The organism is Stanieria cyanosphaera PCC 7437, assembly GCF_000317575.1.
Lineage (GTDB): Bacteria > Cyanobacteriota > Cyanobacteriia > Cyanobacteriales > Xenococcaceae > Stanieria > Stanieria cyanosphaera.
On the sequence record NC_019748.1, the window covers coordinates 746,959 to 760,794 of the forward strand.

The window sequence follows — 13,836 nt, forward strand, 5'->3', positions numbered from 1 at the left end:
CTGAGCGATCGCGAAAGATCAAAGTAAAAAAATCTAACTGGTAACTGATAACTGATAACTGATAACTGATAACTGAATTAATGGCACGTTTACTTAAAAGTGGTAATGGTTGGCGAATTGGCTGGAATCCCGAAGCCGAAACATATCCAGGATTAGTAGGAAGTGATGATTGGGCAATTGAACTTACTGAAGCCGAATTAAATGATTTTTGTCGTCTTTTGCTTCAATTGGTTGAAACTATGAATCAAATGAAAGCAGAATTGATGGATGAAGAAAAAATTAGTTGTGAAGCAGAAAGCGATTTACTTTGGTTAGAAGTAGATGGTTATCCTCATGCTTATTCTTTACGGTTGATTCTCAATTGCAATCGACGTTGTGAAGGCAATTGGCAGGAAGGAGTTGCTCAAGAATTAGCCGAAGCTGCCAGCCGATTAAATGTATTTTAATTATAAAAACCGATCTAGCTCAGGAACATCAACCCAACTTCTACTTTCATGGGATTGATGAGTTAAATCCATTAATAACTGGGAATAAACGCCTTCTTTCAAAGAAGGAACTAAAGACTCGCTTCGATCAATAGCTTCAACTAAACGATCTATTACTCGAATAAAAGGTGCTAAACGTCCATCAGTAAACACTTGAGGAAAAGCTAATCTTTTGGGAATTTCTACTTCAGTTAAAGCTTTACCCGCAGGCGCAGCTAATAAACGAAAACCATGAACGTAATCTTTAAGATTATCACTACCTAAAACTAATGTTCCTTCTTCACCATATACTTCTACCCAATGTCCTCTACCTGCATAGGTAACCGAACTAATTGCTAACTGACAAGGAGTACCGTCTGCCAATTCCAACATAATTAAACAAGTGTCGTCGGCATCTACAGGTTTTAATTCGCCTTCTGCTTGAGGATCAGGGCGTTTGGGAATGGCACAGGATAAATAACCAGATAATCGTTTAACCGAGCCAAATAACCAGCTAATATAATCAAAAGCGTGAGAACCAACCGCACCTAAAGCACCACCACCCATATCTTTACGAGAATACCAGTTCCAAGGGCGATCGCGATCAGCACGACTAGTAACTAACCAATCGATTTTGATTAATCTTTTCTTGCCTACATATCCCTGTTGTAGATGTTCTGCTAATAATTGCCAAGCAGGAATAAAACGAAATTCAAAATCTGCGATCGCGACTACTTTTTTTTGGGCAGCTAGATGATATAGTTCCTTAATTTCTGTTGCATTCATGCCCATCGGTTTTTCTAGCAGAAGATGTTTCCCTGCTTCGATTACTTGTTTTGCCATCTCGTAATGTAAAAATGGCGGTGTGGAAATACTAACTACATCTACTTCTGGTAAAGCGAGAATTTTATCTAATTGATTGTAAGCATAAAGAATATTGTGAGTATCTGCGGTCGCTTTAGCTTTACCCAAGTCGCGATGATAAACTGCTACTACTTCGGTACGGGAATGATGTTGAAAACCTGGCAGATGAATTTTTTGCCCGAAACCAGTGCCAACAATAGCTACGCCGATTTTTTTAGCCGAATTCATAGAATTTGTAATAGTTGATCAACATTTTGCCTTGTTTATTTTAAGGAATTTTGAAGCAGCATGAAAATAAAACCTCTTTAGTAACTATCAATAACTGCTTTAAAATGGTACAAAAATACTATATAATAGAGAAGTAGAACTTAAGCAGCAATTTCCATTTAATCAAGAAGTGGAATTAGCTTGAACTTATAGAAACTTTTCAAACAAATATTGGTTTTAGTTATGAAAAAACATTATTTACTTCATCTCAATCCCCACGCCTCTCATGAATGGGATCGATGTGTCTTAAGAAATCCTCTAACAGGAGAACGTCCCGATTTAGTCGAAGAGATTTCTCAAGCGGTCGCAAAAGGAGCAGGTTCTTATTTAATTAGTGTTTCGATAGATGTCGAAGTATTAGAACAAGTACCTCTAAGTTCAAATTCACTCAAAACTAAAGAAATCTCACCTACCAAAACTACAATTACAACGGTAGAATCAACACGATTACTTGCATCTTAAAGCAAATCATTGCACAACAAAAAACTCCCTTAATTGGGAGTCTGAATTAAATAGCCTTGTTAAAATAAATCCTAATGAGGATTATTCTTCGTCAGAAGTAAGAATTTGTGGGACACGAAAATAATCACCTTCTTGTTCGGGTGCAGCTTTTAATAAAGCATCTTTATCAGTAAAAGGTTTTAATTGATCGGGGCGAGTAATATTACTCAATTCTATAGCTCTTGTAGTTGGGGCAACATTTTCTGTATCAAGCTCACTCAACTGTTCAAAATAATCCAAAATACTATTAAGTTGAGTTGTAAATTGTTCTTCTTCTGCCGAAGAAATTTCTAAACGTGCTAAGTGAGCAACTTTTCTAACTTGTTCGCGATCGATCATGTTGAATTAATTAAATTTAAAAATATACATCCATTTCTGAACGTCCAGTAATTTTAAGCCAGTTTTGAGCTTCCATATAATTATTGGGAGCAATACGAATTGCTTGTTTCCAGAATTCAGCAGCTTTATCAAATAAAAACTCTGCCTTTTCATCTTGACCAGCTTCTTTAGCTTTTTCACCCTGATAATGATAAATTACAGCAACATTATTCAAAGCTTGAGGCATTTTCGGATTCAGATCGATTGCCTCATTATAATAGTCTAATGCTTTGTCCATATCGCCATTACTAGCATAGATCAACCCCATATTATAAAGAATATAGCTGCGATCGTTAGAATCCTCTTCTAATTTGAGAGCTTCTTCGTAGTTTTCTAAGGCTTCTGCATATTCACCATCAGCTTGAGCCGACATACCATCACGATAGTAGGCAAAAGCTTCCTTAGCTTGTTTATTCGTTGGTAAAACTTTCAAAATCAAATCTGCCATGACAGTGAAAGATTTATCAATAAAATTATCGTTTCTTTGAGTACGTGGCATAGTAATTTTTTAGATGCAATGATTATGTTTCGATCCTACCGTTTTGAGTCACGATTAGATAGATCAGGGATTGAGCAACAGGGTGATTTGATAAACGGAACTAAGTTCGCTATCCTTCACCGTCAATGTTACATTTTTTTGAATTAAAAATTCACCTCACAAGTTAAATCTCCTGCTTTTTGCGAAAAACGAAGATTTTCTTCATAATCAACAGGACAATCAATTACGGCTGGTACATCTTGAGCTAGTGCTTCTTTAAGAGTTGGAATTAAATCGGCTGCTGACTCAACGCGATAACCTTTTAAACCCATACTTTCAGCAAATTTAACAAAATCAGGATTGGTAAAATCAACAAAAGAGGAACGACCAAATTGATTAAGTTGTTTCCACTCAATTAAACCATAACCATTGTCATTAAAAATTAGAGTCACAAAAGGTGTTTTGACCCTCAAAGCAGTTTCTAATTCTTGACAGTTCATCATAAAACCGCCGTCTCCAGTCACTGCTACAACTTTTTTATCAGGATGAACTAATTTAGCTGCGATCGCGCCAGGAATGGCAATTCCCATGGCAGCAAAACCATTAGAAATGATACAAGTATTAGGGCGATCGCAATGATAATGACGTGCCATCCACATTTTATGCGCTCCTACGTCAGAAATTACGATGTCTTCTGGTCCCATTACCTGACGCAAATCGTAAATAATCTTTTGGGGTTTAACGGGAAAACCTTCATCAAAAGCATAATATTCATAATCCTCTTTAATCTGCGTTCTTAAGCGAGCGATTTTAGGGGTAGTTTTACCCTGACGGTCTGTTCGTTTGATAATATCGACTAGAGAATCCGAAATATCTCCCAACACTTCCACAATGGGAATATAACTACTATCAATTTCTGCGGGAGTCATACTGATGTGAATAATCGGGATATTACCCTCAGGATTCCATTTTTTCGGGGAATATTCAATTAAATCGTAACCAATAGCAATTACTAGATCTGTTTCATCAAAGGCACAACTAATCAAATCACGTTGTTGCAAACCAACTGTCCACAAAGCTAACGGGTGAGTGTATGGAATAGCTCCTTTTCCCATAAAAGTATTAGCCACAGGAATATTTAACTGGGTAGCAAATTCACTTAAAGTTTCACTACCATTTGAGCGAATTACTCCATTTCCTGCTAAGATTAGCGGATTTTTGGCTTTAGAAATAGCTGCTGCTGCTGCATTAATACTGCGGTAGGAAGCATAGGTTTTTTCTTGAGCGTCTTTTTTTAAGGGTTTACCAGTTACTGGCATAGCAGCAATATTTTCTGGTAAATCAATATGCGCTGCTCCTGGTTTTTCACTTTGAGCTACTTTAAAAGCTTTGCGAATAATTTCTGGAGTATTGGTAGGACGAACAATTTGCTTATTCCATTTAGTTACAGGAGCAAACATGGCTACTAAATCTAAATATTGATGAGATTCAATATGCATTCTGTCAGTGCCTACTTGTCCCGTAATAGCAACTAAAGGCGCACCATCGAGATTAGCATCAGCTACTCCTGTCATCAAATTAGTCGCACCAGGGCCTAACGTAGAAAGACAAACCCCTGCTTTACCCGTCAAACGACCATACACATCTGCCATAAAAGCTGCACCTTGTTCATGACGAGTAGTCACAAACTGAATCGAAGAACCTCTAAGAGCTTCTAAAATATGAAGATTTTCTTCTCCTGGTAACCCGAAAACGTATTCTACTTCTTCATTTTCCAAACATTGAACCAGCAACTCGGCAGTATTAAGTTCGCCCATGACCCCTTCCAATACTCTAACTTCACAAAATTTTGTCTTGATGAAGTCGAAGCAAACTCAGTAATTATTCTGTAAGAGAAAACTCGACCTCAAAAAAGCCCTTCAAATTTAGCATAGCTGAGATAAGTCTTATCCAACCACATGAGTTCAAAGCTGAGATTCAAACTAATTAGCGATCGCCAATTGTAGTTAGTTCTCTCCCGCCAAAAATCGCCTCAAAGTGTCGATAGAACTTAAATTCCAGCAAATTATAGAAGGGATCTTCTAAAAAGAAGGTGCGATGTTCGGTTAACTCTCCAGGAAAACGTAGTTTAGGTGATTGAGCCAAATTTAATTGTTGATTACGTGCTTTTTCTAGTAAATTTTCCCATTCTGATTCTGTGGGAAAAATTAAACCAAAATGCCTAGGATAAATACTTTTTTGTGGTTGAAGTGGTTCTAAGCTCATGTGAGCAACTACTTGATGACCATAAAAGTTAAAAATGATTGCAGTTGAATTTTCTCGACCGATCTGACAACCTAAACCTTGAGCATAAAATTCTTTGGCTTTAGCTAAATCGTTAATGGGAATAGCTAAATGAAAAATAATTTGATTATTGATCATAACTTTAATCTCCTTTTTCTCAAAATTGTAGAAAATACTAATCCATCGAGCTAAAAAATATTTTTTAGTTCTGGCAGTTGCAACGCTTATTATGACTAGGTTTGCTCGAAATAACTTAGATAGAATTTAGTCAATAAGCAAGTAGAATACGTAGAGGCGTAAATTTAAGTTAAGAGAAAAATAAACATGAAGCAGCGTGGAGTGACAGTTTGGTTTACAGGATTTAGTGGTGCAGGTAAAACTACGATCACCAATGCTTTAGTCGAAGAACTAAAAAATCAACAATTTGACATCGAAGTTTTAGATGGCGATATTATTAGAGAGAACCTTACTAAAGATTTAGGTTTTTCTAAAGAAGACCGAGATACTAATATTCGTCGCATTGGTTTTGTAGCTCAACTGTTGACTCGTCATGGAGTAATAGTTTTAGTACCAGTTATTTCTCCTTATCGTGCGCTCCGAGAAGAAATGAGAAAAAAAATTGGTGATTTTGTCGAAGTATTTGTTAATGCACCTTTAGCAGTTTGCGAAGACAGGGACGTTAAAGGATTATACAAAAAAGCCAGAGCAGGAGAAATTAAACAGTTTACTGGAATCGATGACCCTTATGAACCTCCCCTTAATCCTGACATTGAGTGTCGTACTGATAAAGAAGATGTAGCTGAATGTGTTGCTAAAGTGATGAATAAATTACAAGAATTAGGTTATATCGCTTAAAAATATTTGAAGTTATATTCAAATACAATTCTGACTAGGTATCAAACAAGATCTAATTAGTTTTTTAGATGTTATTTGTAATTTGCCTGGTCTTATTTTTGGGAGTTTCTGGCTCTATAACTACTTTACTATAATTGTAGCGGTCGCATTTTTCTTTGATGATAAAAATCTTTTGATTTCAACAATTATTTGGACTTGTTATTAGACCGAGGAAGCATCCGCTACAATACATTTAGACTAATTGGACTAAATTGAATAACTTGACGAACATACCGAACGGCAAATACTTACCGAACAGCGATGTTGAAAGCCCAGTGTCTTTAGTTATCTTTAGACCTGGGATGAAAACGAGCGCATTGTTCAGATTAGACACTTTTAAGTGTCCTGACTTCATTGTATTATTGCATTAGAAGGAGGTGAAGCTAATGTATGGCTGCCAGCAAGTGCTACTAAAGCCAAATAAAGAATTATCGGCTATTTTAGAGTTTCTTTGCCGACAAGCACATAGTTTAACCAACATGGGCATCTACTATGCACGTCAACTCTACCTTAAAACCAAACGTTACGTTGGCAAGTACGACCTGGAAAAGCTGTACAAAAACAATATCCACTACAAGGTTTTCCATTCTCAAGCAGCACAGCAAATACTTCGGTCGGTATATGAGTCTTTCTTCTCGTATAAGAAATTAGTTAAAGCCTACAAAGAAGGCAAGTTAGAAGATAGACCAAGACTTCCAAAATACCGCAAGAAAGGAGGTCTGGCACTAGTATCTTATCCTGGTCAAGCACTGAAATTAAAAGACGGAAGTATCCGAGTACCATTAGGCAAGCAGGTTAAATGCTGGTTCGAACTAGATAGTTTTCAACTACCAATGCCGAGCAACATTAATTTAGCTGATGTTAAAGAACTTAGAATACTGCCGAGAAACAAGTGTTTTTATGCGGAATTTGTATACAAAAAAGAAATACAAACTTTGGAAGTAGATAAGCAAAATGTACTCGGTATTGACCCAGGACTAAACAATTGGTTAACTTGTGTTTCTAACATCGGAACTAGTTTTATTATCGACGGCAAGCATATTAAATCGATGAATCGTTGGTATAACAAGCAAGTTTCAACTCTTAAAGAAGGTAAACCACAAGGTTTTTGGAGTAATAAATTAGCTGCTATCACCGAAAAGAGAAACAGACAAATTAAAGACGGGATTAATAAAGCTGCTCTTATTGTAATGAATCATTGTTTGGAAAACAGAATTGGTACGATTGTTTTTGGTTGGAATAAAAGGAACAAAAAAGAAATTGAACTTGGTAAGAAAAATAACTCTGAATTTGTTCCAATTCCAACTGCAAGACTGAAAGATAGAATCGAACAACTTTGTTTAGAATATGGGATTCAATTTGTTGAAACTGAAGAATCTTATACCTCAAAAGCTTCATTTTTAGATGGTGATACTCTTCCGATTTATGGTGAAAAACCCAAGTGTGAAAACTGGAAACCATCAGGAAAAAGAACGAAACGTGGTTTATATCGAACTGCGAATAATTGGTATATTAATGCGGATGCACAATCGGCTGGAAACATCATCCGCAAAGTAAGCATAACACTGGGCATAGACCTAAGTGGAGTGTGTAGGGCGACTTTGACTTCGCCCCACAGGATAAAACTGTGGTCAGCTAATAAGGAAACAACGCGAAGCAATGTGGCTTTAGCCCGTTGCGAAGCTACCTCATTAGAATCCCCTAGCGAAGCGGTGCTTGATTCTGGGGGAGCAGTCAATAGCGATAACTGATGATTAAATATGCCAGAAATAAAGTTTCTAATTGAATGGCCCGATGGTTCTCGACAAACTTGTTATTCTCCTTCTTTAGTAGTAAAAAAATATTTTACTCCTGGAGAAGAATATGACTTAGAAGATTTTTTGAATAGGTCAGAAACAGCATTACAAACAGCAAGCGATCGCTTTTTTGAAGCTTATGGATTTTCTTGTAGTAGAGCCTGGGGACAATTTCAGGATATTAAGACTCAAGCTGCTCAATACAAAAATCTTGATAACCCAAAAGTACGTTTTTTACAATTTCAGGAAGCTCAAAATTAGTTGAAATTAGCAGCTGATACCGTTTATCAAAAATTGCTAGATCAATAACAAACCTGAAATAACGTCAAGAATTCGTCTCAACTAAATCTCCAAGTACTTTTGAGAATTGGTATAATATTTGAAGCGACCGCTTTGCTGCTACGTTCGGTAGTCGTTTTTTTACCACAGCAATATTTTTTTCAAAATTAGCTTTGTCGGCACGCTACACGATGGGACTCGAGAGCTAAGTTTAAAAGGCAAAAGAATAACCAGCTACTAAACGTAACTCATTGGAATCACCTGATTCTCCTGCAATATCTCCCTGTATCCCCAAATCAAGAACACTTTGATAACCAATTTGTTGACGCATACCTACGCCTAAAGAGACTACTGCACCGTCATTTTCCTCTTCACTAGCTTTTACTCCCACTTCAGCTAAAAAAGTACGGGTAAAGGTTTTGGGATAGCCTATGGGTCGAGAATAACCCAAGATTACCCCAGGCACAAAAGATCTTTCTTCATCTTCAGTAGCAGTAGCAAAATTAGCATCTAAGTTGAGGTGTAAGCGGTTGGATTGTCCGACGGTTTTACTAGCAATACCTCTGAGGCGAAAATCTACCCCCTCAGAATCATTCCCTGTAGGAAAAGCCACATCACCCCGTAGGGCAAAAGCTGGAGTATTATTATATTCGCGATTGAAGTTATGCAGTACTCCTATAGATAAATCCCCGATATTAAATTCTGTCTCGTCATTATCTGATTCAATACTGGGATCTATGCCAATATTGAAATGTGTGTTAGGTGCAAAACCATAAAGATATTCGATTTCAAATTCACCCCCAACAGATTTTCCTTCAGGAATAATTAATGCTGCACCTAAATCTAGAGCTTGTTCACGAAAACCAATTGATTCAGCGTCATCAAAATTGAGGGGACGATTCGCATCAAGATTATTATGATCTGATGCCATAGCGCGATCGCTATAAATTAAAGTAAAAGCGACTACCGAAGGTAGCAGCAAAGCGATCGCACCTAGCTTGGCTAGGGAATAAAATTGTAATCTTTGCATTTAGGTTAGATTGTTTTAATAACTAATGGTTATGCTTGGTATGGTCTTCTTCTGGCTCGCTCATGTTGGGATTATTTTCTCTGCGATCTATCTCAGAATTATTCTCCTGGTTCATTTGTTGGTGCATGATGTGGGGATTGTTTTGCCTATGATTAAGATGCTCGTATCCTTCAATATCTCCCATCCAGCCCATTCCTGGCATTCCCGCCATAAAACGGTGGTCGTGTAGCTTGTCATCACCGTAGGTTTTTCCTGCTTCCATTCCTTCGTGATTGGAAGCCATTACTAACCAAATTGCTCGTTGAATTTGTTCTTCTTGCTGTTTCTCGCTCATCCATTCCGAAGCTAAGGCATCGTTCACCATGTCGTGCAGCATATGAAGGTTGTCAAAGGTATTGGCAATTTTGGGGAAACGGGCAGCAAAACGGGGGCTAACCTCTGCAAACATGGGCATAAAAGGGCGATCTGTACGATAAAGTTCTACTTCGTGATACTGTTTACCCATTTGCTCGTAAGCTTGTTGTTGTTCCTCTAAAGTTTTGCCATAGAGTAAGTCATACATCGAACCCTGTAACCAGTGGTAGCCCCAAAACAATCCATTAACTTTGGGATATTTGTCGCGAAAGGCTTTCGAGTAGGGCTGGGAATCAAGATAACCCATATTCATTGGTAACCCAGTAATGGCATAGGGTACGTTATCGAGATAAAACTGATACAAAGCTTCAATCTCCGCTTCTTTTTCTGCTTCAGTTAGTTCCGTACTTGCCAGCACGTCTACTGTTTGGGCATGAAGAATATGCGCCCATTCAAATACTTGTTCTAATACTCCATACTTGCGTCCAAAGGTAGGAGAAATATTGGCTTCATCGGGCATAAAACGGGGAGGATTTTTTAAAACTTGATTGATCTTCTCAAAAGTTTTGGTTTCCAATTGATCAGCTTTCCCTGTAATCAAATCCTCATAAGCAAAAGCATGACCGACAGCCACTGCGTTTAAATCTAAAGCAAGAGGACGAACGTTATAGATATCATCATTATATTTACCACGTTTGCGATAAATATGGTTTTTGTCTTTATTATTCATCCATTTTGGTAAATTTTGTGGCACAGGAGGTAATTCTTTTACTTCTTCTGTTGTCATCTGATGATGATGTTCTGATTGAGCGATCGCTGGTGGTAATCCTATAGCGATGAAAGAGAACATGACCGTACTAGCGGTAATTTTTGAAACTAGATTATTAAACATATCCAAAATAAACAGGCTATTTTTGAGATTGATTTTGAGTATTACATTGATGGTTTTGCTGATTTGCCGAATTAGTTGTCGAAGGTTGGCGATGTGGACTATGACACTTAGTTGTATGCTGTTGATTAGAGGGCTGGTTATTAGTAGTAGTTTGTTGTTGTTGATCATTATTTTGTACTTGGGCAGCAGACATAGATGCGATCTGTAGAGTAATTGCTATTCCTAAAACAAAAATCGATGCGGTTCGTTTATTTTTCATAAATAAATCACCTCCAAGAGTTCATATATCTATTTATTGATAGTTCTAAAAAATGAAATCAGAATGAAATTTGATGCGATTAATTGGATGAGAAATTAAAATCTACAATTTTCTTTCTTCTAACTTGCTTCAAGATTGTATGTAGCCGTCAAAAGTCTAATGTAAAGACACACTGGAAATTAAAGGACAGACTTCTTGAGAATTAGATTCGGGATAGGGATTATTTGTCCAAGCAGTTCGATACTCTTCCAATTCGGCTTTAAATAAAGTCATCTGCTTAATCTGAATTTCTAATTGCTCGATCTTCTGATTCAGTAAGCTTTTTACCAGACTGCAAGGTTGTTCTCCGCGATCTCTAACATCAAGAAATTGTTTGATTTCTTCTAAAGTAAATCCCAAAGCCTGAGCTTTTTTAATGAATTTTACTTGAGAACTGGCATCTTGACTGTAATAGCGATAACCATTGTCTCCCCGTAAGGAAGGGAGTAAAAGCCCTAAATCGCTGTAATAACGCAAAGTTCCCACTGCAATACCTGTTTGTTTGGCTAATTCACCAATTTTTAAAAAATTTATTTGATTCATAATTACTTTGCCACTTATTCTCGCTACTCCTTAAGTTTAGACTCTCTAGTATACTAGAGAGTCAAGGTAGGGATAGTCCAGAATATAGGTTGTATTTCTCTATCTACTTGCATCTTGCAACTGAACGATCGCGTTGGGTTCGGCTTCTTTTATTTTTACCGATTCAGCTTCTCCTGTAGTCGCAGAAAAAATAAGTGCTGCGCCCATAATTGTCATAATCGCATTCTCGGTAAAGCTGACAATTCCTAAAGGTGCTTTAGAATTTCCCCCAACACAGGCACAGTTGAGGGCTAGCTTGTCAATATAAACGGCTTTAAATACCGATATGCCACCACTAATACCAATAAATAGAGAAGTTATTCCTGTAGCTAATGGGGCGATACCCGAGAGAAAACCCAATCCTATCGCCAATTCTGCAAAAGGATATATTTTGGCATAGGGTTTAATTCTTTTAGTGATAAGGTCGTATTTGGTAAAACTTTCGGCAAAAGATTCAATATCCATTAGCTTAAGTGAAGCCAGTAGAGACAGAGAAAAACCCATAAATCCCGTAAGCCCCATTGTAGTAGCCAAAGCCATCAACCCCGCGGTAGAGAAGATGGCAATCACGGGAGTATAAGAATATTCTGCACCTTCTGCTTCCACATCCAGCTTTTCCGCTAGATCGGTATAACCGCCAATTCTTTCCTCACCAAAGAAAATCTGCGGTGTAGTTTGTACCTTGTATTTGGCTTTAAAAGCTTCGGTTTCTTCTTGCGATTTTAGTTTATGATCTTCAAATTCGATTCCTTTTTCTCTTAGCAAATTAACTGCTTTTAATCCCCAAGGACATTCGTGTTCTGGGGTAGACATCCGATATACTCTTACTTTTTCTAAAGTGGCACTATTCATACTATTTGACTATTCAATGTTGTTTAGATTGGAGTTAAATTAAGTTTAGACTCTACAGTTAACTAGAAAGTCAAGTGCCTATTGTTTGGTTTTTGAAATTAATTACTGACGTTTTTTCTTCTCTGCAATTGTCATTTTCTGGTCATATTAGTTTTCAACACTTTGAAATAGCAGGATTTTAAAGCGATTAAGCTATCAATTATTACGCGATCGTTTCCTGATATTGCGCTAAACGCACCTATAGTTTATGCAGAGTAAAAGTGAAAAGCAAACAATTATCTAAGTCAACTCTGTTCTCAACCAAATCTAAGTCAGCATTGAATTTTGTTGATGTTGTAGCTCTTATTGTTGGAGTTGTCATTGGTGCTGGTATTTTTGAGACACCTGCTCTGGTTGCTGCCAACACCGGGAGTAAAGAGCTTTTGCTGTTGACTTGGGTGTTGGGAGGAGCAATGTCGTTAATTGGTGCGATTTGTTATGCAGAATTAGCAACAACCTATCCTCATCCAGGAGGCAATTATTATTATCTCAAACGTGCCTTTGGTAAACCAACCGCTTTTCTCTTTGCCTGGGGACGCATGACAGTAATTCAAACTGGTTCGCTTACTCTGTTGGCGTTTGTGTTTGGTGATTATGCTTCCCAGTTATTTCGTCTTGGTGACTATTCTGCTTCTGTTTACGCTGCTCTTGCCATTGGCATTTTGACCATTTTAAATCTGATCGGCATTCGCCAAGGAAAATGGACTCAAAATTGGTTAACCGCAGCTAAAGTATTAGGATTGTTATTAGTTGTCATAGTTGGTTTACTATTTGCTGCGCCTGCTACTTCTGTAGAGCAAACTGAGCCTGAATTTTCCCAAAATCTAGGCATGGCAATGATTTTTGTTCTGTTATCCTATGGTGGCTGGAATGAAGCCGTATATATCTCTGCCGAATTAGAAAATCTTAAGCGGAATATGGTGCGATCGCTTTTGTGGAGTATTGGTGTCATTACCGCGATTTATTTGGCGATTAATTTGGCATACGTACAAGGATTGGGATTAGAAACAATGGCAGTTTCCGAAGCAGTAGCCACTCAGCTAATGAGTCGTGCAGTTGGCACACCAGGTGCTTGGTTAATCAGTTTATTAATTGCTATTTGTACTTTGGGTGCGATCAATGCCACGATTTTTACTGGTGCTAGAACTAACTATGCTTTAGGAAAAGATTTTGCGGTGTTGAGTTGGCTTGGACATTGGCATCGTAAGACTCAATCACCACCACCTGCTTTATTGATTCAGTCAGGAATTGCACTTTTTTTAGTTTTGTTGGGGACACTGACACGCAGGGGTTTTGAAACAATGGTAGATTACACTGCCCCAGCTTTTTGGTTCTTTTTTCTTCTGACAAGTTTGTCTTTATTGGTGTTGCGATTCAAAGAACCAGAAGTACCAAAACCTTTTCAAGTCCCATTTTATCCTTTAACACCGATTCTTTTTTGTTTGATCTGCGCCTACTTACTTTATTCGAGTCTAGTTTACACAGGCATTGGCGCACTTGTCGGCGTAGCAGTAGTAATTGCTGGGATTCCGCTGTTGCTATGGTCACGTCGGCAGAAAACTTGAATTTAAAATCAAAAGGAAAA

16 protein-coding genes are annotated in these 13,836 nt (G+C 37.6%); 6 read left to right on the top strand and 10 right to left on the bottom strand.

Annotated elements, in window-relative coordinates; all coding sequences use genetic code 11:
- The first annotated feature begins 80 nt into the window (after window positions 1-80).
- Window positions 81-446 carry a DUF1818 family protein gene (locus STA7437_RS03160; protein WP_015191922.1) on the top strand — a complete coding sequence of 122 codons (366 nt, stop codon included), beginning with the start codon at window positions 81-83 and terminating at the stop codon, window positions 444-446.
- Here the strand turns inward: STA7437_RS03160 and STA7437_RS03165 are convergent, their stop codons facing one another.
- Window positions 447-1,556 (bottom strand): Gfo/Idh/MocA family protein, encoded by a 1,110-nt coding sequence (locus tag STA7437_RS03165; protein WP_015191923.1) that lies wholly within the window; start codon window positions 1,554-1,556, stop codon window positions 447-449.
- 222 nt (window positions 1,557-1,778) lie between these two features.
- On the opposite strand from STA7437_RS03165, the gene STA7437_RS03170 reads away from it, so the two are divergent.
- A complete protein-coding gene (locus STA7437_RS03170; RefSeq protein WP_015191924.1) occupies window positions 1,779-2,057 on the top strand; it encodes a hypothetical protein in 279 nt (92 codons plus the stop codon).
- Window positions 2,058-2,138: 81 nt separating this feature from the next.
- Here STA7437_RS03170 and gatC read toward each other — a convergent pair whose 3' ends face one another.
- The 4 genes from gatC to STA7437_RS03190 form a co-directional block, all read right to left on the bottom strand.
- A complete protein-coding gene (gene gatC, locus STA7437_RS03175) occupies window positions 2,139-2,435 on the bottom strand; it encodes an Asp-tRNA(Asn)/Glu-tRNA(Gln) amidotransferase subunit GatC (protein WP_015191925.1) in 297 nt (98 codons plus the stop codon).
- A 16-nt stretch (window positions 2,436-2,451) separates the two neighbouring features.
- Window positions 2,452-2,973, bottom strand: a complete 522-nt coding sequence (locus STA7437_RS03180; RefSeq protein ID WP_015191926.1) for a photosystem I assembly protein Ycf3 — start codon at window positions 2,971-2,973, stop codon at window positions 2,452-2,454.
- Between the two features lie 143 nt (window positions 2,974-3,116).
- A complete protein-coding gene (locus STA7437_RS03185; RefSeq protein WP_015191927.1) occupies window positions 3,117-4,769 on the bottom strand; it encodes an acetolactate synthase large subunit in 1,653 nt (550 codons plus the stop codon).
- Between the two features lie 169 nt (window positions 4,770-4,938).
- On the bottom strand, window positions 4,939-5,370 hold the full coding sequence (locus STA7437_RS03190) for a VOC family protein (RefSeq protein ID WP_041619722.1): 432 nt from the start codon (window positions 5,368-5,370) through the stop codon (window positions 4,939-4,941).
- A gap of 183 nt (window positions 5,371-5,553) precedes the next feature.
- On the opposite strand from STA7437_RS03190, the gene cysC reads away from it, so the two are divergent.
- The 3 genes from cysC (at window position 5,554) to STA7437_RS03205 (ending at window position 8,186) form a co-directional block, all read left to right on the top strand.
- The gene (gene cysC / locus STA7437_RS03195) at window positions 5,554-6,090 is read left to right on the top strand and encodes an adenylyl-sulfate kinase (RefSeq protein ID WP_322785859.1); all 537 of its coding nucleotides are present in this window, start codon (window positions 5,554-5,556) and stop codon (window positions 6,088-6,090) included.
- Window positions 6,091-6,515: 425 nt separating this feature from the next.
- A complete protein-coding gene (locus STA7437_RS03200; RefSeq protein WP_015191930.1) occupies window positions 6,516-7,880 on the top strand; it encodes an RNA-guided endonuclease InsQ/TnpB family protein in 1,365 nt (454 codons plus the stop codon).
- A 9-nt stretch (window positions 7,881-7,889) separates the two neighbouring features.
- Entirely contained in the window at window positions 7,890-8,186 is a 297-nt protein-coding gene (locus tag STA7437_RS03205; protein WP_015191931.1) for an MSMEG_0570 family nitrogen starvation response protein, read from the top strand.
- Window positions 8,187-8,415: 229 nt separating this feature from the next.
- Here the strand turns inward: STA7437_RS03205 and STA7437_RS03210 are convergent, their stop codons facing one another.
- The 5 genes from STA7437_RS03210 to STA7437_RS03230 form a co-directional block, all read right to left on the bottom strand.
- Window positions 8,416-9,234: a transporter gene (locus STA7437_RS03210; RefSeq protein WP_015191932.1), complete on the bottom strand. Its 819-nt coding sequence runs from the start codon at window positions 9,232-9,234 to the stop codon at window positions 8,416-8,418.
- 22 nt (window positions 9,235-9,256) lie between these two features.
- The gene (locus STA7437_RS03215) at window positions 9,257-10,480 is read right to left on the bottom strand and encodes a hypothetical protein (RefSeq protein ID WP_015191933.1); all 1,224 of its coding nucleotides are present in this window, start codon (window positions 10,478-10,480) and stop codon (window positions 9,257-9,259) included.
- Window positions 10,481-10,496: 16 nt separating this feature from the next.
- A complete protein-coding gene (locus tag STA7437_RS03220) occupies window positions 10,497-10,739 on the bottom strand; it encodes a hypothetical protein (RefSeq protein ID WP_015191934.1) in 243 nt (80 codons plus the stop codon).
- A 156-nt stretch (window positions 10,740-10,895) separates the two neighbouring features.
- Window positions 10,896-11,321, bottom strand: a complete 426-nt coding sequence (locus STA7437_RS03225) for a heavy metal-responsive transcriptional regulator (protein WP_015191935.1) — start codon at window positions 11,319-11,321, stop codon at window positions 10,896-10,898.
- Window positions 11,322-11,420: 99 nt separating this feature from the next.
- A complete protein-coding gene (locus tag STA7437_RS03230) occupies window positions 11,421-12,212 on the bottom strand; it encodes a glutaredoxin family protein (RefSeq protein WP_015191936.1) in 792 nt (263 codons plus the stop codon).
- A 260-nt stretch (window positions 12,213-12,472) separates the two neighbouring features.
- Between STA7437_RS03230 and STA7437_RS03235 the strand changes: the two genes are divergently transcribed.
- The gene (locus STA7437_RS03235; RefSeq protein ID WP_015191937.1) at window positions 12,473-13,816 is read left to right on the top strand and encodes an APC family permease; all 1,344 of its coding nucleotides are present in this window, start codon (window positions 12,473-12,475) and stop codon (window positions 13,814-13,816) included.
- Window positions 13,817-13,836: the final 20 nt, after the last annotated feature.